Source organism: Actinomadura sp. J1-007, from assembly GCF_009793335.1.
GTDB lineage: Bacteria > Actinomycetota > Actinomycetes > Streptosporangiales > Streptosporangiaceae > Spirillospora > Spirillospora yumaensis.
In genome coordinates this window covers 1,594,062-1,616,176 of the sequence record NZ_WING01000001.1, presented here as the reverse complement: position 1 = coordinate 1,616,176, position 22,115 = coordinate 1,594,062, and the positions used below count along the sequence as shown (strand labels likewise).

Below are 22,115 nucleotides of genomic sequence, written 5' to 3'. Positions count from 1 at the left end.
ACCGTAACACGTTATGTACTGAGCTGCACAAAACCCTCAGCGGGTCCGCGGCGCCAGCGCGACCTGCACCGTCCGCGTCCGGTGGTTCTGGACGAGCACCGCGCGGCCCTTCACCCGTTCGGGCGCGGCGGCGCCCCACAGCGCCTCCTCCACACCGTGCCCGTACGCCATGAGCAGCAGCGGCGACTCCATCTCGTGCAGCTTGAGCACCAGCGGGTCGGGGACCTCGCCGCCCTCGGTGCTGCGGCGGGCGGCGACGAGGTGCAGGCCGAGCTCCGCGCCCGACCCCAGCAGCGAGTGCAGCGGCGTCAGCGGATCGTCGCCCAGCAGGTCGTGGTCGTCCACGACGACGTACACGCCCGGCCCGCCCGGCGCGTTCGGCGCGGCCAGGCGTTCGCGGACGATCCGCCGGACCTCGGCGACGATCTCCGCGACGCGTTCGGGGAGCCGCCGTAGACGATCCGGTCGTCGCCGTCCGCGAGCGCGGCCAGCGCGCCGCCCGGGTCGATGACGAAGACCAGCGCTCGTCCGGCCGCGGCCGTCCCGGCGAGGGACGCGAGGACGAGGCGCAGCACATTGGTGCGGCCGATCCCGGGCGGGCCGACGACGAGCACGTGCGGGTCGAGCGCCAGATCCAGCCGTACGGGCGCGAGGCGCTCCTCGTCGATGCCGATCGGTATGCGGTTCCCGGACGCGGCGGGCAGCGCGTCGGTCGTCACGAGCCTCGGCAGCCCGCCCGCCTCGCCGGGCGCCTGCCCGGTCACGCGCCGCATCTCGCGCGCGACGGCCTCGGCGGCGGCGGGCGGCGGCCACGGCGCGAGCCGGGCGCGCGCCACCGGTCCGGAACCGGCCCGCAGATGGACGACGCCTTCCCCGACGTCGGACGGCGCGAGGGTGCGGCCGAGGACGGTCCGCGTCTCGCGCGGCGGGAGCGCACCGGCCAGGACCCGCCACGTGAGCAGGGCGAGCAGGCGGCTCCACGCGGCGCTGCTCTCCACCGAACCCGCCGCGACCACCACGTGGACGCGGTCGCCCCGGCCGCGCTGCGCCAGCCGGACGAGCAGGTCGGCCACCTCGCGGCGCCCGGCCGGGAGGGTCAGCGACACGTCCACCACGACGAGCAGGGCCGGACGGTCCGCCGCGTCGCCCGCGCGGCGGTCGAGCTCGTCCGTGACCGCCGCCGCGAACCGTTCGAGCCGTTCGGGGAAGCCGAGCATCTCCTCTTCGGAGAACGCGACGTGCGGGAGGGGCGGGAAGCCCTCGCCGAGGGGGTGCTCGCCGACTCCCGCGGCGAGGACGCGCAGGTGGTGCGGGGCGTGCCGGGCGGCCAGCGCGAGGACGAGCCGCCGCACGACCTCCTGGCGCTCGGCGGTGCCGCCGACGACGAGGCCGTGCCGGTCCGCGCCCGCGAGCACGTCGAGGGCTACCGCGTCGCCGCCGTCCGCCGCCAGGGCGATCGCGGCGGGGCGCGGCTCGTCCCTGGGCCGCGCCCACTGGTCGAGGAACGCGTCGGGCTCCGCGCCGCCGTTCAGCGTCAGCAGGTCGGGCGGCGCGGCGGGAGCCGGGGGCTGCGGATCGGGCGCGGGCACGGTGACGGGCCCGGGGCCGGGGCCGGGGCCGGGGGGCGGGGCGGACGTGCGGTCGAGGATGGCGCGGGCCTCGGGGCTCAGGAGGGCGAACTCGGGTCCGCCGGCCGGGGAGGCGGGGTCGCGGTCCAGGGGGCGCAGCAGGGCGGGGAACGTCTCGGCGGACGTTCCGGCGCGGCGCTCGATCTCGGCGGACACCGCTTCCAGGACGTGCCGCGTGTGCTGGGCCTCCGGCCGGGGCAGCGTGGCCAGCAGCGCGCTGCGCGCCCCCTCGACGAACTCGTACCGTCCGTCGGCGTCGGCGTCACCGGCTGCGTCGGTGTGCGCGCCGTCGCGGGGGCGGACGGGCCGCAGGAGGCCGCTCAGCAGCACCTCGGCGAGCTGGCCCGGCCCGGACGCGCCGAGGATCCGCCGCTGGACGAGCCGCATGACGGGCAGCGACGGCACCGAGACGGCGATGTGCGCGGCCAGCTCCGCCGCCTCCGGCGACGCCGAACGCAGGAACCGGCGGACGCGTTCCTCGATCGGCAGCGCGCGTTCGCGGCGCACGGGCGCCGCCGGGTCCGCCCGGTCCGCGCCGTCCGCGCCGTCCGTCCGGCTCGGCCGGTGCGGGGGGAGCGCCGCGACGGCGGCGGGACGCGGCGCGCCGCCCGCGACGAGCCCGGCCCAGCCCGCGAGCCAGCGCGGCGCGACCTCCAGCACCGGCACCGGGACGCCCGGCGCGCGGGCCCCGTCGAACGGGTCGAACAGCAGCTCGGTGTTCGGCGCGCCGGGCCGGGGCAGCGCGGCGAGGCCGGGGGCGGGCGGCAGGGCCGAGCGCCGCCACAGCCGTTCGGGCAGCGGTTGCAGGACGGCGACCGGCCCGGCCTCGGCCCACCGCCGCACGGTGCCCGCCGCCGCGCCGTTCCACCAGTGCGGGCCCGAGCAGTCGCTGAGCACCAGCACCGCGTGGCGGCCGGACGGGTCCAGCAGCGTCCGCGGGTCGCGGGCCCGGACGCGCGCGCCCGGGGCCGGGGCGACGCCGCCGTCCGGGCGCAGGTAGACGGCCCGGACGTCGCGGAACGCGCCCTGCCGCAGGAGGTTCTCGACCAACTCGCGGGCGAGGGGCCGCCACAGCCGCATGGTCGGGCCGGTGTCGACGGCCAGCGTCAGGCTCAGCCAGCGCTCGGGCTCCGGGACGAGGACCGGCGTCCAGACGCCGGTGTCGGCGATGCGCGCGGCGGTGGCGTCCTCGTCCAGGACGAGCCGCCGCCGCGACGGCAGGTGCCGTTTGAGGGGGCGCAGGGCGCGCTGGAGGCCGAGCGGGTCGCCGAGCATCGGCGCCGTCGGGACCAGGACGCGCGACGCCTCACCGTCGTCCGCGCCGTCCCGGCCCCCGGCGCTGGACGGACGGCGCGTCGCGGCGTCCGGGGCCGGGGCCGCGTGCAGGGCCGCGCCGGACGGCGGCCGCGGCGGTCGCGGCGGCTCCGGCTCGCCCTCCCCGGCCTCGCCGCCCTCCGCCGGTCGCCCGGCCTCCGGTCCGGCGGGCTCGCCGTCCCGCGGCGGCCGGGCGGGCGGGCCGCCGAGGTGGCAGGCGAGCCACAGCATCTCGCTCAGCTCGCGCGCGTCGGCGTCCACGCCCGCCGCGCCGAGGACGGCGCTCAGGCGCTCAGTCGTCATCGGCGGCCCCGGACAGGTACGGCATGATCCGGTCGGCCAGCTCCCTCCGGTCGCTCACGTCGGCGTGCCGGCACAGGTACACGGCGTTCAGGAGCTGGTCGGTCGCGAGCGTGCCGCCGGAGGAGCGTTCGAGGAACCGGCGGACGAGGTCGTCGCTCCGGTCGGCGAGCGGCCCGAGGTGCTCGCGGACGATCGCGGCCAGCTCCGCCGCGTCCGCGGGCTGCCTGAGGTCCACGGTGACGCAGCGGCGCAGGAACGCCGGCGGGAACTCCCGCTCGCCGTTGCTGGTCATCACCACCAGCGGGAACGCCGCGCAGGCGACCCTCCCGCCGGTCACCGCGACGCGCGCGCCCGGCCCGCCGCCGTCGGCGGTCAGCACCCGCGCCTCCGGCTCGTCCCGCCGCGACAGCTCCGGGATCTCGTACTCGCCCTTCTCGAAGATCGTGAGCAGGTCGTTCGGCAGGTCGATGTCGCTCTTGTCGATCTCGTCGATCAGCAGCACGCGCGGGCGCCCGTACGGGAGCAGCGCCGTGCCGAGCGGGCCGAGCCGGATGTAGCGGCCGATGTCATCGTCCGCCGCCGCGTCGCCCGTGCGGTCCGCGTGCCCGCCGCCCGGACGGCCCGCCGCGTACAGCCGGGTCAGCGGGTCGTACTGGTAGAGCCCGTCGCGCAGCGTGGCGCGGCTCGTGATCGGCCAGTGCAGCACGGGCCCGAGCTTCAGCTCGTGCGCGACGGCGTACGCCAGCGTCGACTTGCCCGTGCCGGGCGGGCCCGTCACCAGCAGCGGCCTGCGCAGGTACAGCGCCGCGTTGACCTGCTGGACGGCGTCGTCCGACGGCCGGTACGCGGTCGCGTGGTGGTCGGCGCCCGAGCCGCCCTCCGGGACCGGCAGCGGCGGGCCGCCGCCGAACGACCGCCACGGCGGCGGGGGCGGCAGCCGGTCGACGCCGTCGTGCGGACGGCGGCTCCCGGTGTAGAGGAGCCAGTCGGGCACGTCACACCTCCATGCCGAGCGGGGGGTCGGGCAGCCGGGACGGATCGTCCCACAGCAGGGTCAGGTCGCGGCCGCAGTGCTGCTCGTCCTTGGGCGCGGCCAGCGCCTTCTTGCGCAGCGCGAGCGCCAGGTTCGGCAGGTCGCCCGGGTGCCGCCCGGCGACGGCGCGGGCCAGCTCGTCCAGCACGCGGGCGCCGCCGCAGTCGTCGTGCGAGGGGCCGTCGCAGCGGGTCCGCGTCCACAGCATCACCGGGACGCCGGTGTTGAGCGCGGCGCTGAGCCAGCCCTTGACCGGCCGCGTCCCGTACACCAGGACGCAGAAGTCGGTGTTGGCCTCCAGCCAGTCCTGGAACGCCGTGCCCGCGCGCGGCGCCCCGCACCGCACGAGCTGCGGGTCGCTGCGCCCGCGCTCGTGCAGCAGCCGCCACCGGTGGTGGGCCTGGTCGCGGCGGATCGAGTCGGGCCGCAGCCGCTCGACGTCGCGCACCACCACCGGGTACATCCGCATCCGGATCCGGTGCTCGCGGTCGACGTACCACTCCTCGAACGGCTTGCTGAGCCACGTCTCCGGCACCGCGAACTCGATCATCCAGTCCCGCCCGACGACCGCGCCGCGCGCCCGCGCGACGCCCTCCTCCACGGCGGGCCGCACGCGCCGTTCCGGCACGCGGACGGTGCGCTGCGCGGGCCCCTCCGCGCCGTCCACCCACGTGTGCACGGTGAGGTCGTAGGCGTTGTCGAACGTCACGCGCTCCAGCCGTACGATCACCGACGCCATCCCGGACCCGCCGCCCTCGGGCCGGGGCGCGGCGCCCGGACGCGGCGCGGCGCCGCTCTCGGCCTCGGCGTCCTCGGCGTCAGGAAGGTGCTCGGCCGACCACGCCTCCAGCGCGGCGCGGGTCCGTTCGTCCAGGTGCGGGGCCGCCGCGCGCAGGAACCGGGGGAGCGCGCCGCCGGGCCAGCCCTCCGCGACGTACCGCACCGCGTCCCACGCCGACCGGAACCGCCGGTGCGACGCGCTGCCCGTCACCTCGGCGAGGCGCGCCTCCAACGGGTCGCTGGAGCGCACGCCGTCCAGCAGCGCCCGCAGCGCGCGCCGCGCCTCAGGCGTCAGCCACGCGAGCGGCAGCAGGTCGTCGAGCCCCTCCCAGTACATCCGGATGCTGGTCAGCGGCAGCATCCGCCCCTTGGACGCCCGGCCGCCGTCTCCGCCGTCCTCGCGGCCGCCGAGTTCGGCGTCCGTCACCATCCCGACGACCTCGCCCGTCGCCGGCGCGTACACCGCCGAGCCGCTGAAGCCCTCCTCCAGCCAGTCACCCGCCTCAGCCTTGAGCTGCCACCACTCCTGCCGCAGCACGAGGTCCGGGCCGGTCGTGACGGTGGCGTAGCGCTCGTCGTCGTCGCGGCGCCGGGGGAAGCCCCAGATCCCGAACGTGCGGCGGCCGAGCGGGTCGGCGCCGGACCCGTCCCGGCGCGGCTCGGTCAGGTCGCCGGGCCCCGCCAGCCGCGCCGGGGCGAACGGGACGGGCGCGGGCAGCTCCAGCAGCGCCACGTCACCGGGGTCGCCGGGCCGCCGCCAGTCGCTCAGGCGCCTGACCCGGGCGACCAGGTCCTCGCTCAGCCCGGGGAACCCGACCCGCGCCTCGTCCATGCCCGCGACGGTGTGCGCGCACGTCAGCAGGCGCGCGGGCGAGACCAGGAACGCGGCGCCGAGCTTCCCGCCGTCCGGATGGCCGACCCAGGCGCGCCACCGCCAGCCGTCCACCGCGCGGTCAGCTCCCGTCCGGCCGCGTCTCGCCCCACGACAGCCGGACCCGGAGCTGGCCCTCCACGGACGTCTTGGCGATCACGGCCCCGGCCTCGGCGTTGAGCTTGACGCTGAACTCCAGCTCCACCCCGTCCGGCCGCAGGTCGCCGTCGCGGAACGTGGCGAGCGCGGACAGCGCCACGTCCCGCACGCTCTGGAGCGCGTCCTCGAACTTCACCCGCGCCTCGCGCGCGATCGTCTCGCCGCTGCGCGCCACCGACCGGAACCCCGGTTCCAGCTCGTCGGTCTCGACGACCACGGGACCCCGGTCGGTCTCCCAGCGCACCAGTTCCGCCATGCCGCGTCCCCTCGTCCCGCCGTCTCGTCCCGCCGTCCGATTCGCCAGCAATGTAACAAGATCATGGAACGTCGCGGGAGGGCGCGGAGGGAATCCGGCCGCCGGGCCGGGACCGGCCGTCAGGAACGCGGCGCGAGCGTGACGGCCACGGGCCGGTGGTCGGACCCCGTCACCGCCGGGCTCGCGGGATCGCTCGCAACCAGGTCGGGCGTCACCAGCACGTGGTCGAGCTGCTCGTCCGGACGGGGCGAGGCCGGGAAGGTGCGCAGCGGGCGCACGGACGCGAACGCGTCGGTCAGGCCCGCGCCGAGCAGCACGTCCCAGGGCCGGTCGCCGGGCTGGAGGTTGAGGTCGCCCGCCAGGACGACCGGCCGCCCGCCCCTCGCGGCGTCCCGCGCCATCCGGGCGAGCTGCTCGGCCTGCCCGAGGTCCTTCCAGCCGTCCGGCGGCTGCGTGTGGGTGGCGATCACCGCGACGTCCCGCCCCCGCCAGCGCACCCCGACGCGCAGCGCCTGCGCCCCGGTCGGACCGCCCTCGACCAGCGGTTCGTTCCGTACGGACGTGACGGGCAGATCGGTGAGGACGGCGTCGCCCCACACCTCGTCGCCCGCCGGGGCCCAGACCGCGTGCCGCAGCCCGAGCCGTCCGGACAGCAGGCGGAGCTGGTCGCGGCCGCCGTTCAGCATCCACGCGCGGTCCACCTCCCCGAGAACGACCACGTGCGGACGCAGGGACCGCAGCGCGTCCGCCTGCCGGGCGACGGACATCGTGCCGTCCATCCCGTACCCCATGCGCAGGTTGTAGGCGGCGACCCGCAGCCCGCCGGACGGCGGCGCCCACTCCGGAGCATCGCCGCGCCACAGCGGCACGGCGGCCACGGCGAGCACGGCCGCCCCCGCCGCGGCGACCACCCGCAGCCCGCCGGGACCTCCGATCTCCGCGAGGCGCCCCTCCGACCCCCGACCGCCGCCGCGAGCGAAGCCGCCGGCGGTGTCGCCGACCTCGCCGCGTGCGGTGCCGCGGACGGTGAGCAGGGCGACGCAGAGCGCGGTGGCGACGGGGACCCAGCGGTTCGGGACGCCCAGGTCGTACGCGGCGTAGTAGGCGAAGACGAGCAGGACGAACAGCAGCGTTCCGGCCGCCACCGCGATGCCGCGCCGGGACGGGCGGTCGGGGCCGGGGAGCGCGGCGGCCCAGCCGAGGCAGCCCGCCAGCGCGAGCTGGCCCAGCACCTGCGCGATGACCGTCCACCAGGGCGAGACGCCGTGCACGCCGTCCACCGTCGCGCGGCCGAACGCGAAGCCGAGCGCCGACACCACCAGCGCCGCCGCCGGAACGGCCGGATGCCGCGTCAGCGAACGGGGCGCCGCGGCGACCGCCACCGACAGCACGGCCCCGGCCGCGATCACGGCCGCCGCCGCTCCGCCGGACCAGCCGGAGCTGGCCTGGGCGTGCGCCTCGTTCCCTGTGTAGACGCCCCAGAGCAGGAGCGCGGGACCGGCCGCCGCCCACGCGCGCGGAGCCGTCGCCGCGCCCTCGCCGTCCGGCGCCCGGAGGAGCGCGGCGGCGAAGAGGCCGAGGTAGACCGCCAGCGGAACCCACGGCCAGACGCCCGCCCGCCACACGAGATCGACGCCGTCGAGCGCCGCGTGCAGCGCGGTCGCCGCCGCGAGGCCCGCCACGAACCCGCCGAGCGCGGGGCCCGCGTCCCGCGCCGCCATCGCCGTCGCGACCAGCCAGACGAGCCCGGCGAGGAGTCCGGCGCTCGCCGCGTACAACTGCGCGTCGCCGCCGTCCGTCGCCTGCAACGCGATCCGGGCCAGTACGAGCGCCGCGCCCGCGCCCGCCGCCAGCCCGCGCGCCGGGACGATCCGGGCCAGCGGCACCGCCAGGAACGCCGCCGCGAACCACGACAGCGCGTACGCGCCCATCAGTTCGGCCGGGGTCTCGCCCGCGCTGCCGACCAGCGTGATCAGCGACGGCAGGAACACCCGCAGCACGTCCACCAGGACGACCGCGCCCAGCAGCACGTCGAGCCGTACGCGACCCCGCATGGCCGCACCTCCCACGGTGAGAATGTGAGAGATCCTCACGTATGGGGGCGGCTCCGCGCAACAGGCGTTCAGGTGGCGGCCGGCTCGGCCTCCCGCTCGGCCGCGCCGGGCACCGCCGCGGCCTCGTCCTCGCCCGGCCGCCCGCGGCCCCACGCCGTCGCCGCCGCCAGGAACGCGAACGGCATCGCGGGCAGCACGTACCGGTAGTCGAAGTCCGCCGTGACCGGCGGGACGGCGAGCAGCGCCACCCCCGACAGCCAGAACAGCCCGCTCTCCGGCCGCCCGCGCCGCCCCGGCCGCCCCCGCCGCCGTCCCCGCACGAGCCCGGCCGCGCCGAAGACCAGCACCAGCCCGAGCATCGTGCCCCGGACGTTCACGACCTCCTGGTAGACGCGGACGACGTCGGAGAACGGCCGGACGATCCGCGTACGGCCCGACCCGTGCTCGTACTCCCGTACCACGGAGAAACGGCTGCCCCCGCCGATGACCGGCAGATCCTTCATCCGTTCCGCGCGTTTCGGGAATTTGTACTTGGCCGCCGTTCCCGGTGTCGGGTAACCGCTGCGATACCAGGAGAACGTCCGCACGAAGAAGTCGTACGCGACCGCCTTGACGTAATCGACGGGCTGCTCGCGAATGGCCCACATCGCGAATCGTCCGGCCCGGTCGTTCATCTCCGGGGTGAACGCGTAACCGTTCCTCCACCCGGTCGGCGAGCCCTCCACCCAGATCTGGTTGGACGACGAGCCGCGCTCCTCCGGCGGCTTGGGAGGGCACATGTAGACCAGGTCGCCGGACGGCATCCGCTTCGAGCAGTCGGCGAACGCCGACGTCCGGCCCCACAGGAAGACCCCGTCGGCCTGCGTCAGCGAGTACCGGCCGTGCTCGGCGTGGAACCACACCGCGTACCCGCCGACCGGCACCGCGAACGCCAGCGCCAGCACCGCGACCGACACCCACCGCGCCCGCCTGACCAGCAGGAACAGCATCGCCAGCACGATCAGCGGCCCGCCCACCGTCCGGGTGAGGGTCGCCGCGCCGAGCAGCCCGCCGACCACCGCCGCCTGCCGCCACCCGGCCGCCCCGGGCCGCGCCAGCAGCAGCACCGCCACGACGATCAGCGCCGTGAACAGCGTGTCCGACAGCAGCAGATGCTCGAGCTCGATCTGGTTGCCGTCCAGCAGCAGCGGCGCGGTCGCCGCCGCGGCCCACCGCTTGCGCACCCCGAAGTCGCGCACCAGCGCCCGGTAGGCGAACACCGCCACCGCGACGATCATCAGATGCTGGAGCGCGACCACCAGCCCCAGGCTGTGGAACGGCCTGAGCAGCCACAACGCGATCCCGTACCCCTCCGACCTCAGCGGATGGGGAAACGGCGCGTTGCCGATGCGGACGTAGTCGTAGCTGTCGTTGAACCAGAGCGCCGGCCGGTAGCCGATCATGGCGACGACCCGGAGCAGCACCCCGGCGCCGAGGATCACCGCGAACACCGCGTTGCCCCCGGCCATGGCCCGCGCGGCGGTCAGGATCCGCCCCGGCGGGCTCCGTCGCAGGGAAGGCGCCACCGAAGACCCTAACTCTGGATGATTGCCCGGATCGCCCGCATCCTAGCCGCTCAGCACCTGGAACACCGGCAACGACCCGACAGTCCGCGCCTCCGCCGCCTCCGGCGGTACATCGGCGTGGTCCAGTTCCAGGGTTGTCAGGTGGGGTGGAGCGGCGACCGTTATCAGGTACCGGCCGGGCCGCAGAACCTTCTTCGGAGGCACCGTGAACGTGTAGGTGCCGGTCCACGTGCTGAGGAAGGCGCAGATCGAGGGGATGAACGGTTCCTTCTTGTTCTCCTCCTTGACCTTAGCGGGGATCGAAAGCTCGCCCTTCCAGGGGAGTTCGTCGATTCTCGCGGGAGGCGACCGGTACAGGGAGACCTCGTTTATTCCGTCGTTGGGCTTGCTCCCTTTGGGCGCAGAACCTCCCATGGCGAAATGGTAGTAGCCGATCACGTCTTTGCGGTCAGATTTCTCGCCGAAGCACTCGCGGCGGCCACCTGGAAGATACTTGGCCTTTCCGGGGCTTCGCGCCTTGAACTTCATGACGAGTGTGACGCGCGTGCCCGCCTTGGCCCGGGCCGGTCTGACGGTGTAGTCCTGCCCCATGTACGGGGTGTCGCTGGCAGGCATGAAGGGCTGGTTGAGCCAGGCCCCGGGGCGGCCGAACGTCACGAGCACGGAACCGTGGTCCACACCGCCGACCTTCTGTTCGGACGGCCACAGCAGGAATCCCGCCGCGACGGTGGCGGCGACGGCCGTACCACCGATGCCCGCCACCCCCTTGGTTCCGCCGACCTTGACGAGAACGCCCTTAGAGGTGGAGGCGGTGGTCTCTCCCAGTGCCAGTGCGCTCTGGCTCGCTGTCCCTGCTGCGCCCGTTGCGGCCGTCGCGGCGGTGCCGGTGGCGGCGGTGCCTGTGACGGCCGTCGCGGCGGGGGCGGCGGTCATGGCGCTGCCGATGGCGACGAGCGGGACGGCGGTGGCCAGCGCGGACGCGATCCCGGCGAGCACGACGGCGCCGCGCCGTTCCCAGTCGGCCCCGTACGACTGGACGGCGATCGCTTCCAGTTCCGCGATGAACGTGCCGGCGTCGGGGTAGCGGTCGATCTGGCGCTTGGCGAGCCCCCGCGACAGAAGCGGCCACAACGGCTCGGGCAGCAGGTGCAACGGGATCGGCGCCGTGGTGTGGAGCGCGCGCAGAGCCTCGACGGTGTCGCCCTGGTACGGCTTGGCCCCGGTCGCGCATTCGAAGAAGACGCAGGCGGCCGCGTAGATGTCGGTCGAGGGCGAGGAGGGCTGTCCGTTCCACTGCTCGGGAGCCATGTAGGACGGCGTCCCGCCCGTTCCGCCTTGCCCGGTGAGGACGGCCACGCCGAAGTCGATCAGCTTGCTCTGCCCGTTCTGCTGGACGAGCACGTTGGCGGGCTTGTAGTCGCGGTGCACGACCCCGGCCGCGTGCGCCGCCGACAGACCGACCAGCGAACCCTTCAGCGTCGCGAGGGCCGCCTCGGGCGTGAACGGCTCGTCCCGGCCGTCCAGGATCGTGCGCAGCGAGGTGCCCGGCACCGCCTCCAGGATGATCGCCGCGCCCTGCGGCGTCTCCATGAAGCTGTAGAACTGCGCCACGAACGGGTTCACGACGCGTTTCAGCAGCGCGGCTTCGCTCCGGAACGTGTCGCGGGCGTACGCGTCGTTCAGCAGCTCGGGCGCGAGGTACTTGATGGCGACCTGGTAGCCGCTCGTCTCGTGCCGCGCGAGGACCACACGGCCCTGCGCACCGGAGCCCAACTCCTTGTCCTCGATGAATCCAGGCAGCCGCCAGCGTTCCGTGCTCATCCGGTCGATCGGCTCACTGCCGGCTGTTCGTCTGGATCTCGCCCACGGTCAGCGGGGTCGGCGCGGAGGTCATCTGCATGGTGCCGAGCGCACCGCCGTCGTCGTCGCACGCTGCTCCTTCGCAGGTCCAGGAGACGTTCCAGATGACCGTCGCCGTGATCTTGTACGAGCCGCCCGGCTGCTGCGCGGAGGAACGCCGGTAGGTGTAGTTGCAGGACTTGCCCTCCTTGCTGCCTCCGTCGTCGCAGTCGGCCGTCGTCTCACCGAGGTTCCACACGACCTTGTCGGGTTCGGCGGTGGCCTGGATCGTCTGCCCGTCCACGGTGAAGGGAGTGGTGGACTTGGTGACGAACCCGTCGACCCACAGCGATGTCCGGACCCTCACGTAGGTCTTGCCGTTCGGGGCGGTGTGCACGACCGGGGTCGGTACCTGGAGCTCCGACCGCGCCCGTTGCGCGAGCGTGATCGTCGGCACCGCGGGAGCCGGAGGCGGGTCCTGGGCGCCGGGGACGGGTACGAACCCCGCGCCCTGGTCCGGGTTGAGGCCCATGGGAGGCGGTGGAGCGACGTCGCCGCCGCCCCCGCCTCCGCTCCCTCCGCCTCCACCGGCGGAGCCGCCGCCACCGGACGTACCGCCCGGGACGCTCTTGTTGCAGTTGCCTTTCCCGGGCCCGGTGATGGAGCAGGGGGCGGCCTGAGCCGAGGCGACGGCCACGAGCGGGGCGATCAGAGCCGTCGCCGCGAGGACCGTGGACCCCCGGGCCAGGGGGCGGGAGGGGGTTGGCATCGTGGGTCCTTCCCTACGTCCGTAGGTCAGCATTTCTTGTCCCGGACGATCTCGGCGACCTTCCAGGTGCCGGAGGCGTTCTGCACGGTCGTCCGGTAGAGGAACGAGTCGCCGGGACCGCCTCCGGTGCGTTTGCCGGTCTTGGCGGCGAAGCGGTAGGCGGCGAGCGTGCGAACGCAGTCGGAGACGTAGACGGCGGAGCCGTCCTTGGCACGCGCGTACACCCGGGGGTTGTACGCGTGGGTGAAGCGCCAGATCTCCCCCTTGGCCTTCGTCGCGGCGATGTCGTTGGTGACCCGGGTCAGGATGGGGTCCGCCGCGACCGAGGCGAGTTCGGAGGGGTCGTTGTTCTCGTAGGCGCGCTGGTAGACGGTCTGGTACTCGCGGTAGACCTTCAGGGCCGCCTTGTCCATCTGGTCGGTGGGGAGGGGCGAGGGGGCCGCGGAGGCGGACGGGTCGCCGGGGGAGGCGGAGCCGAACGAGCCGTTGGGCTGGAACGATCCGCCGGACGAGGAGCCGGACCCGCACGCGGCCAGGAGGACGGACAAAGCGGCCGAGGCGGCGAGCAGGTGCGGCCGGGCGGCGCGAACCGGGCGGACGGCACGGGTGCGGACGGCGCGGCGGGGTGCGCCGGGGGAGGGGCGTACCAGCCGGGGGCGCATCGCTATCCCTGATCGTTCAGCCGACAACGGGGGCGGAGTACGCGCGAAAGCTTACAGAGGTGCATGTGGCGAGAAAAGAGCTTCGTTGCCGGAAGGCGGCGCGCCGTCCGGGACCGGCTTGACCTCAAGGCTGGTCGAGGTTGCACGGTGGGCGAAACGATCTTTGGAGGTCGCGTTGCGCGCGGTGTGGTTGAAGGAGTTCGGCGGGCCCGAGGTGCTCGTCATGGCGGAGGCCCCGGAGCCGGTCGTGGGGCCGGGGCGGGCGCTGGTGGAGGTGGAGCACGCCAACATCACGTTCGTGGAGACGCAGTTCCGGGCGGGGCTGCCGGGGCCGTTCAAGGCGGTGCCGCCGGTGATCCCGGGGAACGGGGTGGGCGGGGTCGTCAGCGAGGTGGGCGAGGGCGTCGATCCGGCGCTGGTGGGCAAGCGGGTCGTGAGCTCGACCGGGGGGTCGGGCGGCTATGCGGAACGGGCGGCCGTGGACGCGGCGGGCGTGTTCGTGGTGCCGGACGGGCTCGCTCTGGACGAGGCGGTGGCCCTGCTGGCCGACGGCCGTACGGCGTCGATGATGTTGGACGCCGTACGGGCCCGCGCGGGGGAGCGGGTCCTGGTGGAGGCGGCGGCCGGCGGGGTGGGGACGCTGCTGGTGCAGCTCGCCAAGGCGGCCGGGCTGCGGGTCGTCGCTGCGGTGGGCGGCGAGCGGAAGGCCGAGGTCGCGCGCGGGCTCGGCGCCGATGACGTGGTCGACTACACCGAGCCCGGCTGGACGGAACGGGCCGGGGCCGTGGACGTGGTGTTCGACGGGGTCGGCGGCGAGATCGCGCGGGCGGCGTTCGGGCTGCTCCGCCGGGGCGGGCGGATGGTCAGCTTCGGGTTGGCGAGCGGCGAGTGGAGCGCGGTCTCCGAGGAGGACGCGGCGGAACGGGGCGTGGCGCTCGTCCAGGCGGCGGCGACGCCGGAGGAGATGCGGGCGTTCACGAGGGACGTGCTGGAACGGGCGGCGGCCGGGACGGTCCGGCCGGTGATCGGGCAGCGGTTCCCGCTCGAACGGGCCGGCGAGGCGCACGCGGCGATCCAGTCGCGCGCCACCGTGGGCAAGACGCTGCTGGACGTGGTCCGATGACCGCCCTCAAGGTCGGCGTGAACCTGCCGTCGTTCGGCGTGGACCCCGTCGCGGGCGTCGCCGAGCACGCCCGGCGCGCGGAGGCCGCGGGGCTGGAGTCGCTGTGGGTGGGCGATCACCTGATCCCGGTCGGGCGGCCGTTCCTCGACAGCACGCTGGTGCTCGCGACGGCCGCCGCGGTGACCGAGCGGATCCGGGTCGGCTTCGGCGTGATGGTGGTCGCGCTGCGGCAGCCGGCGTGGACGGCCAAGCAGGTCGCGAGCCTCCAGCACCTGTCCGGCGGCCGGGTCCTGCTCGGCGTCGGCAGCGGCGGGCCGGTGCACGGCGACGCGGCGTGGCGCGCGGTCGGCGTCCCGTACGCCGAGCGGGGCAGGCGCACCGACGCGGTCCTGGACGTCCTGCCGGGGCTGATCCGGGGCGAGCCGACGGAGGTGAACGGGGAGCGGGTCACGCTGTCGCCGGGCGCGGACGTCCCGCCGATCCTGATCGGCGGCGGCCTCGGGACGCTGCGCCGCACCGTCCTGTACGGCGACGAGTGGTACTGCGCGCTCTCCGGTCCGGACGCGATCAGGGCGGGCGTGAAGCGGATGCGGGAGGTCGCGGACGAGCTGGGACGGCCCGTCCCGAAGCTGACGGCCGGCGCGAGCGTCGGCCTCGGCGACGTCCCTGCGGCCGAGGTGGACGCGCAGGTGCGGGCCCTGACCGGCTACGGGATGAGCGAGGACGAGGCGCGCGCGGGCCTGATCGTCGGGAGCCCGCGCCAGGCCGCCGAACGCTTCGCGGAGCTCGCCGACGCCGGCGCGCACCGCGTGATCGGCATGCCGTTCCCCACGGACCGCCTCGGCCAGACGGACCTGCTGGCGGAGACCGCCTCCTTGCTGGCCTGATCCGTCGCGTCAGGGGTGGGTGGCGCGGGTGAGGAAGGAGGTCAGGGCCTTCTCGTAGAGCGGGGGGTCGGCGTTCCACGCCTCGGTGTGGTCGGCCCGCGCGGACAGGTGGGCCACCATGCCGGGCGGGGCGGCCTTGGCGAACGCCAGGGCCGGGCCGTTCGCGACCGTCGAGTCGTCGGTGGTGGTGAACAGCAGCGTCGGCGTCTTCAGGCGGGGCGCGTAGCGGGGCTGGTCGTAGTCGTCGAGGTCCATGCCGGTGCGCCGTTCCAGGACTTGTTCGGCGACGTCGACCACGAATCCCGGGAGGCCCCGCGCCGCGCCCTGCTTGTGCAGGGTGGCGTCCCAGTCCATGACCGGCGAGTCCAGGACGACCCCGCGCACGGGCAGCGGCGGGCCGTGCCGCAGCGCGGTCATCACCATCGCGCCGCCCATGGACCAGCCGTACAGGACGACGCCCGTCGCCCCGCGCGTGCGCGCGTAGGCGATGGCGGACGCGACGTCGTTCCACTCGGTGTCGCCGAGGTGGTTCTTGCCGTCGGGCGACGCGGGCGCGCCCACGTCGTTCCTGTACGCGATGGACAGCATCGGGAGTCCGAGACCGTGCACGGTCCGCATCGCGCGGAACGTCTCGGCCTTGTCGGAGTTGTGCCCGTGCACGCCGATGACCCACGTTCCGGAGAGTCCTCCGCCCGGGGCCGCGGCGGGGAGGAGCCAGGCGGGCATGGGGCCGAGCTTGGACGGATAGGCGACGTTCTCGAAGTCGATGCCGAGCGCGCTCTTCGGATCGCCGCCGTACACCCAGTGGTCGATGGACGCCCGCGCGCCCTTGACCGGCGTCCCTTGGGGAACGGCGGTGACCTGGCGTACGACCGTGCGGGCGTCGCCCCCGGTGACGCGGCCGAGCACGGCGCGCCCGTCGCGTCCGGAACGTTCCTTCCAGACCAGGCCCCAGGTGCCGGGACGGGCCGTGTGGGCGTTGCGGGGGAGCGTCACGGTGCCGTTCGCGGCGTCCACGATGGTGATCGGGTAGTCGTCGCCGTGCGCGACCTCCGTCGCCACGTCCGAGAAGTACCAGCCGATGCCGCCGAGCGCCGCGCAGGCGAGGACCGCGAGGGCCACGGCCGCGGCCACGAGCGCCCGGACGCGCCGGCGGCGTCCCCGCCGGGCCCGGCGCGGTGGATCGGACTCTGCGGGCGCGGGGGGCGCGGCGGTTTCACTCGACACGGCACCCGACGTTAGGCGAGTGCGCCCGCCGTCGCGAACCGCCCTCTCCGGGCGATCTCCCTCTCTCCCGGTGAAGCGTCCCCTTCCCTCGGTAATCTCCGATGATCGACCATCGCATCTCATAGGGGGACTCGTCCGTGACGGGGCAGAACGAACGCATCGGCGGGCTCGAAGCGCGGATCGCCGGGCTCGCGCGCGGGCTCGCCCCGCCGGGGTGGCGGCGCATCGACCTGCGGTGCCTGGCGACGGTTGCGGTGAACGACCTCGCGATCACCGTCCTCATGGAGGACGGCAGGACGGTGGCGCCCGCGGACCCGCCTCGGGACCTGCTCGAACTGTTCGCGGAGCTGCGGCGCGCGCACTACCTCTCCGAGCAGGGCACCTGGTTCTCGATGCTGCTGTTCGTCGAGCCGGACTCCGCGCACCCGCTCTACAACTACGACTTCGACCCCCGGTGGACGCCGCCCATCCCGGTCGAGTGCTGGCGCCGCGACCAGACCGTCATGCCGCGCGACGGCGCGCACCTGCCGCGCTGGCTGCGCGAGCGCCTGGACGGCCGCGAGCCGTCCGTGCCGGTCCCGGGCGGCGCGCCCGGCGACGCCCTCAACCCGGTCGAGCAGATGGAGCTGCTGTCCGGGCCGTTCACGATCGCGCTCGCCGACCAGGCCCCGCCGCTCTGGGTGAAGATCTTCGGCTACTACCAGGCGGCGGGCGGGCACGTGGAGTTCCCGCCGCCGATGGTCTACCGGGCCGACGGCACGATGGGCGTCTGGACGCCGAGGGACGTCACGGACGGGTGGTCCGCCGACGCGGCCCTCGCGCCCGCCCGGGCCGTTCTCGAACGGCTCCGCGCAGGCACGCACGGCTTCCAGGGCAGCACCTGGTCGCGGATGGACTTCGAGCTGCTGTGCGAGAACGGCGCCGTCCGCTGCCGCGCGAGCTTCACCTTCGACGAGCCCCGCTGGAACTCCGTCCCGTCGGCCGACGACGTGCGCCGCGAGCTCGAACGCTTCCCCAACCCCGACCCGCCCGAATGGATGACCCGCGTCCTCGGCTCCGCCGCCCCGCCGCCCCCGGCCCCGGCGAACGGCGCGGCCGGTGCGAACGGCGCGGCCGGGGAGGCATCGCGCGCCGGGATCCGCAGGGCCCGCGTGTTCGACCGTATGGGAGCGGACGGCGAATCGCCCTCGGTGTCGCGCCCGTACGTGGAGCCCGCCGAGGCGGCGCGCGTGGTCGAGTACCTGCGGTCCGCGCCGGTCGTCCTCGCGGCCCGTTCGTACGCGCCGGACCAGATCGACCCGTCGCGCGGCCCGCGCGTGCCGCTCACCTTCCACACCGACGGCGAGTGGGTCTGGTCGGGCTCGGTCGCGTACTACCTCGCTGAGCACGAGATCCCGCCAGAACCCGACCTCGTCGCGCACATCCGTTCCCGCGGATTCCGGGTGCCGGAGGTCAGCGACGACGCGATGCGGGCCGCGACCGACGCGGCGACGGGCGCGCCCACCCCGCCTCCCGCGTCCGTCGTCCCCGAGGCCGCGGCCCCCACCTCCGTTCCGCCGCCCGCGCCCGCGGCGCACACGCCGGACGGGGCGCGCGAGGCGGCCGGGCCGGAGCCTCAGCCCATGCCCGCCGAGCATCTGCGCCGCAAGGTCCACGTGCGCCCGACGCGGCACGCGCACGCCTTCACCCGGCTCCGCGAACGCCTGGACGAACTCGGCGTCGATCCCGCCTCGTACCGGATCAGGGGCGCGGCGGAGGGCGCCTGGTGCCTCGTCGGCGGGAAGCGCGACTGGACGGTGTTCCGCCTCAAGGACGGCGAACGCGGCAAGGAGATCACGTTCGAGGACGTGGACCAGGCATGCGCCCACCTCCTCGGCAGCCTCCTCCTGACCCGGCCTGCCGCTCCCGCGACACCCGGAGGGCCGCCGCTGCCGCCGCCCGAGGCCCCTGGGACGCCGCCGCCGCTGGTGGACGGGGCGGGAGCGGGGCCCGGAGCGTTCGCGCCGGTGCCGCCTGCCGCGCCGCCCGCTCCGGGGACGCCTCCGGCGGCGCCGCCTCCCGCGCCTCCCGGATTTCCCGGCGGGGCGGGCGCGCCGTTCGCGGGACCGGCACCCGCGCCCGCTACGCGGCTTGAGGGGTTTGTTCCGCCGCCCATGCCGCAGCCCGCGCAGCCGCCGTTCGCAGGGGCAAGGCCAGGATCGGTGAACGGGGACGCGCCGATCGAGCCCGTGCAGGGCGAGCCGCCGCTGAGCCTGTTCAGGGACCGGCGGGTCGTCGAGCTGGCAGCGGGAACGGCCGTCGACCGCTACGGGCCGCCGGACGGGAACGTCGCCTACGCGGCGCGCACGCCGTTCCCCGAACGGTCGCTGCCACCCGACTGGCTCGCGCTCGGCTACCGCGCCTTCCGGGTGCTGAGGCCCGTGGAGGTGCTGGCGGGCGTGGCGGTGCCGTGGTTCGGGCAGCCGGGCGGCGGAACGGGATACGTGTTCCGCCGCCCGTTCTCCGAACTGCTCGCGGACGGCACCCTCACCGAGGTCCGCGAGCCCTGACGCGAGCCCCGACGCGAGCCCTGACGCGGGCCCCGTCGCGAGCCCTGACGCGGGTCCTGGCGGGATGCGGGCCGCGGCGGCGGGCCGGGGCTTCGCGCGCCCCGGCCCGCCGACGGACCCGTTCGGCCGGGGCTACCAGCGCGGCCGGGACGGCACGTGCGGTGCGCTGCGCGTCCGGGCGCTGTAGTTCGGCGGTACGGCCGGGCAGCGTGCGCCCGGCAGCGGGGTGCGGCCCGCGAGGAGGTACGCGTCCACGGCCTTGCGGGCGCAGGGGCTCAGCCCGTACGCGCCGTGGCCGGTGCCCTCGTACGTCAGCAGCGCCGAGCCCGGGACCTGCCGGTTCACGCTCAGCGCCCACGGGTACACGGTGGCGGGGTCGCCGACGCCGTTCACCACGAGCGACCGCGGGATGCCCGCGATCCGGTACGGGCGCTGCGGGTCGCGTGCGCCGCGCGGGCGGCCGAGGCACGCGGTGACGGCCTCCCAGCCGAGCGGGTTGACCCGCACGTGCGGGGCCGCCCGGCGCGTGCGCGCGCGTACGTCCGCCAGCTCGGCGTAGTTCTTCATGGGGAACGACCAGTCGGCGCACAGCATCCCGACGAACGCGCCGTCGGGCTCCTCCTCGCCCTCGCGGCCCCGGACGGGCTTCTCCTTCTGCCGGGACAGCTCGTTCAGCTCCTCACCGAGCTGCGCCCACGCCAGCGGGTCGTAGCTCGACGCGTGGATCATCCGGGCGAGGCCGGGCGGGCTCAGCCACTGCTTGGGCGAGTCGATCTCGTGCAGCCGGCCGCGCTGGGCGCGCGTCATCAGCGTGTCGAGCACCTTGACGGGGTCGCGCCCGCGCAGCGCGCACTCCTTCGCCGTGGCGCACCACTGCGCGAACTGCCCGTACGCCACTTCGAGGCCCTGCGCCTCCTCAGCCGAGAAGCGGGCCGCGCCCGCGACGCTGTGGTCCATCGTGCTGTCCAGCGCGAGCGAACGCACCCGCCCGGGGAACAGCTCCGCGTAGCGCTGGCCGAGCCACGTGCCGTACGAGACGCCGTAGTACGACACCTTCCGCTCACCGAGCGCGGCGCGGATCGCGTCCATGTCGCGCGCCACGTCGGCCGCGCCGAGGAAGTCGTACACCGGGCCCGTCTTGGCGCGGCACGCCTTGTGGAGCGCGGCGAGGTAGGCGGTCAGCTTCGTGAACTCCGCCTGGTTGCGGGGGTACGCCTGCGGACGCGCGGCGCGGACGGGACCGCACTCCACCGGGTGGCTGCCGCCGACGCCGCGCGGGTCGAACCCGACGATGTCGTACCGCTGCCGGACTTGCTTGGACAGCCCGCCGCCGTCGAGCGCGAAGTCCACGCCCGACCCGCCGGGCCCGCCGGGGTTCACGAACAGCACGCCGAGGCGCTGCTTCGGCGCGGCGGCCTTCAACCGGGCCACGGCGATCTTCACGCTGCCGCGCCCGGGCTTCGCCCAGTCGATCGGCACGGTGATCGAGCCGCACTGCGCGGAGCGCTGGTCGGGGCACTTGCGCCACGAGATCTTCCGCGCGGCCGTCGCGGCGGACGAGGCTCTCGCGGCGGCCGCGGCGGAGGCCGCGGGGATGGGGTCGGTCGCGGGGGGTGCGGGGCGTGGTGCTGCCTGCGCCGGGCTGGGGCCGAGCGCTCCAGCGGCGACGGCGGCGGCGGCGAGCACGGCTCCGGCCTTCCGGCCCTTTCGAGTCACGTAGAGGGACTCCCTGTCCTTCGGATGCGCATGGGGGACGGGGGAGATCATGGTGAACGGAGATCACGATTGCGTCATCTCTTAGGACGACATGTGCGTAAATGCCAGGACGCCCCGCCGGTCCGCAGCGCACTGCGGGACCGGCGGGGCGTCCGGTGGTCATCGCGCCGGGGCGGCAGGGCCGTGCCGTCCGGCGCGCGGGATCAGCCCGAGATCGCCTTGTAGACGCTCACCGCGGCCGAGCCGTGGTACGGCGAGTTCATCTGGAGCGTGCGCAGGCTGTGCGTGCTGTTGAGGCCCGCGATCCGGCCGAGGCCGTTGCCCTTCATGCCGTAGATCCACGGGCCGCCGCTCGCGCCGTTGCCCATGCTGCACCACATGCCGAGGCCGACGCTGCCGCCGCCGTAGTTCACCCCGAACGTGGTGCCGGAGCAGTACCAGAGGCGGTTGCTGTTCATCGCCTTCTTGGACGGCAGGGCGCGCGCCGGGTAGCCGAAGCTCCGCATGTAGTACTTGCGGTTCTTGTAGCCGAAGCTGTAGCCCTGGCTGCCGGTGTACGCCTGGATGCCCTTGCCCTTGTACTTCTTCACGGTGAACGCCGCGATGTCGTACCGGAGGTCGCCCTTGGTGGTCCAGCCCTTGAGCGCCACGATGCGGTCGGCGACCCACGAGCCCTGCGACTTGCCGTTGATGAAGTCGGGCCGGAACATCAGGTAGCGCGAGAACCCGGCGCTCCCGCCCGCGCCCGCGTGCACGCAGTGACCGGCGGTCCAGACCGTGCGCTTGTTCTTGGAGTTGATGACGGTCGCCGAGCAGGTGTACTGGCGGCCCCGGTTGTCCACGCCGAACAGCTTGCCGATCGTCCGGGCGGGCGCCTTGCCGTGCTTGGTCCACTGCTTGGCGGTCTTGACCGCCTGGGTCGAGGCGGTGCCGCCCGCCTGCGCGGACGCCGTGCCCTCGGGCAGGGTGCCGTCGCTCTCGACGGCCGGTCCGGCGCCGAGCGCGTTCGCCTGCGGGACCGCGCCGGGCGCCGCGTTCGACGCCGGCGTCGGGAGCGGCTTGGCCGCGCGGACGCGGGCCGCCGTCCAGAACCTCTTGGTCGCCTCGGGCGACTGGCCGATCGCCTGGGAGACGACCGCGGCGTTCGGGTCGGCGGGCGTGCGCGCCCCGGCGACGGCCGCCGGCTTGGCGTCCGGGCCGGACGAGGCGGCGACCGCGACGCCGCCGGCCACGGCGACCGCCGCCGCCGCGGTGCCCGCGATGAGAAGACGAGGTGATGAAAGACGCAACCTGGTGCCTTTCCGTGTCTGGGGGGAGAACGATGACGAGCGTTACGAACGGGAAAGCCAACCGGGTCCGCGACAGGACCGTCAAGATGGT

General features: G+C 75.1%; 16 protein-coding genes. 3 read left to right on the top strand and 13 right to left on the bottom strand.

Annotation, left to right across the window (positions count from 1 at the left end; genetic code table 11):
- Positions 1-36: 36 nt before the first annotated feature.
- The 10 genes from GEV43_RS07305 to GEV43_RS07260 all read right to left on the bottom strand — a co-directional run bounded on the left by GEV43_RS07305 (position 37) and on the right by GEV43_RS07260 (position 13,233).
- Positions 37-357 carry a hypothetical protein gene (locus tag GEV43_RS07305; protein ID WP_160820021.1) on the bottom strand — a complete coding sequence of 107 codons (321 nt, stop codon included), beginning with the start codon at positions 355-357 and terminating at the stop codon, positions 37-39.
- A complete protein-coding gene (locus tag GEV43_RS07300) occupies positions 309-3,245 on the bottom strand; it encodes an SAV_2336 N-terminal domain-related protein (protein ID WP_160820020.1) in 2,937 nt (978 codons plus the stop codon). Before GEV43_RS07300 ends, GEV43_RS07305 begins: the two co-directional genes overlap by 49 nt.
- Positions 3,235-4,239 carry a MoxR family ATPase gene (locus tag GEV43_RS07295; RefSeq protein WP_160820019.1) on the bottom strand — a complete coding sequence of 335 codons (1,005 nt, stop codon included), beginning with the start codon at positions 4,237-4,239 and terminating at the stop codon, positions 3,235-3,237. Before GEV43_RS07295 ends, GEV43_RS07300 begins: the two co-directional genes overlap by 11 nt.
- Position 4,240: 1 nt before the next feature.
- A complete protein-coding gene (locus GEV43_RS07290; protein WP_160820018.1) occupies positions 4,241-6,004 on the bottom strand; it encodes a trypsin-like peptidase domain-containing protein in 1,764 nt (587 codons plus the stop codon).
- Between the two features lie 7 nt (positions 6,005-6,011).
- On the bottom strand, positions 6,012-6,344 hold the full coding sequence (locus tag GEV43_RS07285) for a CU044_2847 family protein (protein ID WP_160820017.1): 333 nt from the start codon (positions 6,342-6,344) through the stop codon (positions 6,012-6,014).
- Between the two features lie 119 nt (positions 6,345-6,463).
- Positions 6,464-8,398, bottom strand: coding sequence for an endonuclease/exonuclease/phosphatase family protein (locus tag GEV43_RS07280; protein ID WP_160820016.1), 1,935 nt, complete (start codon positions 8,396-8,398; stop codon positions 6,464-6,466).
- Positions 8,399-8,466: 68 nt separating this feature from the next.
- Complete coding sequence (locus GEV43_RS07275; RefSeq protein ID WP_160820015.1) at positions 8,467-9,963, bottom strand: hypothetical protein; 1,497 nt, start codon at positions 9,961-9,963, stop codon at positions 8,467-8,469.
- A gap of 42 nt (positions 9,964-10,005) precedes the next feature.
- The gene (locus GEV43_RS07270; RefSeq protein WP_160820014.1) at positions 10,006-11,784 is read right to left on the bottom strand and encodes a serine/threonine-protein kinase; all 1,779 of its coding nucleotides are present in this window, start codon (positions 11,782-11,784) and stop codon (positions 10,006-10,008) included.
- Between the two features lie 13 nt (positions 11,785-11,797).
- On the bottom strand, positions 11,798-12,571 hold the full coding sequence (locus GEV43_RS07265) for a hypothetical protein (protein WP_160820013.1): 774 nt from the start codon (positions 12,569-12,571) through the stop codon (positions 11,798-11,800).
- A gap of 26 nt (positions 12,572-12,597) precedes the next feature.
- A complete protein-coding gene (locus tag GEV43_RS07260; RefSeq protein ID WP_160820012.1) occupies positions 12,598-13,233 on the bottom strand; it encodes a hypothetical protein in 636 nt (211 codons plus the stop codon).
- 184 nt (positions 13,234-13,417) lie between these two features.
- On the opposite strand from GEV43_RS07260, the gene GEV43_RS07255 reads away from it, so the two are divergent.
- Positions 13,418-14,356 (top strand): zinc-binding dehydrogenase, encoded by a 939-nt coding sequence (locus GEV43_RS07255; protein ID WP_309240002.1) that lies wholly within the window; start codon positions 13,418-13,420, stop codon positions 14,354-14,356.
- A complete protein-coding gene (locus tag GEV43_RS07250) occupies positions 14,353-15,243 on the top strand; it encodes an LLM class flavin-dependent oxidoreductase (protein ID WP_160820010.1) in 891 nt (296 codons plus the stop codon). The genes GEV43_RS07255 and GEV43_RS07250 overlap by 4 nt, the downstream gene beginning before the upstream one ends.
- Positions 15,244-15,252: 9 nt before the next feature.
- Here the strand turns inward: GEV43_RS07250 and GEV43_RS54645 are convergent, their stop codons facing one another.
- Positions 15,253-16,470 carry an alpha/beta hydrolase gene (locus tag GEV43_RS54645; RefSeq protein WP_160820009.1) on the bottom strand — a complete coding sequence of 406 codons (1,218 nt, stop codon included), beginning with the start codon at positions 16,468-16,470 and terminating at the stop codon, positions 15,253-15,255.
- A gap of 137 nt (positions 16,471-16,607) precedes the next feature.
- Between GEV43_RS54645 and GEV43_RS49610 the strand changes: the two genes are divergently transcribed.
- Positions 16,608-19,019, top strand: a complete 2,412-nt coding sequence (locus tag GEV43_RS49610) for a TNT domain-containing protein (protein WP_309239507.1) — start codon at positions 16,608-16,610, stop codon at positions 19,017-19,019.
- A 132-nt stretch (positions 19,020-19,151) separates the two neighbouring features.
- Here the strand turns inward: GEV43_RS49610 and GEV43_RS07235 are convergent, their stop codons facing one another.
- Positions 19,152-20,735 carry an alpha/beta hydrolase gene (locus tag GEV43_RS07235; protein WP_160820008.1) on the bottom strand — a complete coding sequence of 528 codons (1,584 nt, stop codon included), beginning with the start codon at positions 20,733-20,735 and terminating at the stop codon, positions 19,152-19,154.
- Between the two features lie 203 nt (positions 20,736-20,938).
- Positions 20,939-22,024 carry a serine protease gene (locus tag GEV43_RS07230; protein ID WP_160820007.1) on the bottom strand — a complete coding sequence of 362 codons (1,086 nt, stop codon included), beginning with the start codon at positions 22,022-22,024 and terminating at the stop codon, positions 20,939-20,941.
- Positions 22,025-22,115 lie beyond the last annotated feature (91 nt).

Bases quoted from the DNA above. Each gene is read 5' to 3' on its own strand.
- GEV43_RS07285 (WP_160820017.1), bottom strand. From the start codon at position 6,344: ATGGCGGAACTGGTGCGCTGGGAGACCGACCGGGGTCCCGTGGTCGTC.
- GEV43_RS07260 (WP_160820012.1), bottom strand. From the start codon at position 13,233: ATGCGCCCCCGGCTGGTACGCCCCTCCCCCGGCGCACCCCGCCGCGCC.
- GEV43_RS07265 (WP_160820013.1), bottom strand. From the start codon at position 12,571: ATGCCAACCCCCTCCCGCCCCCTGGCCCGGGGGTCCACGGTCCTCGCG.
- GEV43_RS07280 (WP_160820016.1), bottom strand. From the start codon at position 8,398: ATGCGGGGTCGCGTACGGCTCGACGTGCTGCTGGGCGCGGTCGTCCTG.
- GEV43_RS07250 (WP_160820010.1), top strand. From the start codon at position 14,353: ATGACCGCCCTCAAGGTCGGCGTGAACCTGCCGTCGTTCGGCGTGGAC.
- GEV43_RS07270 (WP_160820014.1), bottom strand. From the start codon at position 11,784: ATGAGCACGGAACGCTGGCGGCTGCCTGGATTCATCGAGGACAAGGAG.
- GEV43_RS07300 (WP_160820020.1), bottom strand. From the start codon at position 3,245: ATGACGACTGAGCGCCTGAGCGCCGTCCTCGGCGCGGCGGGCGTGGAC.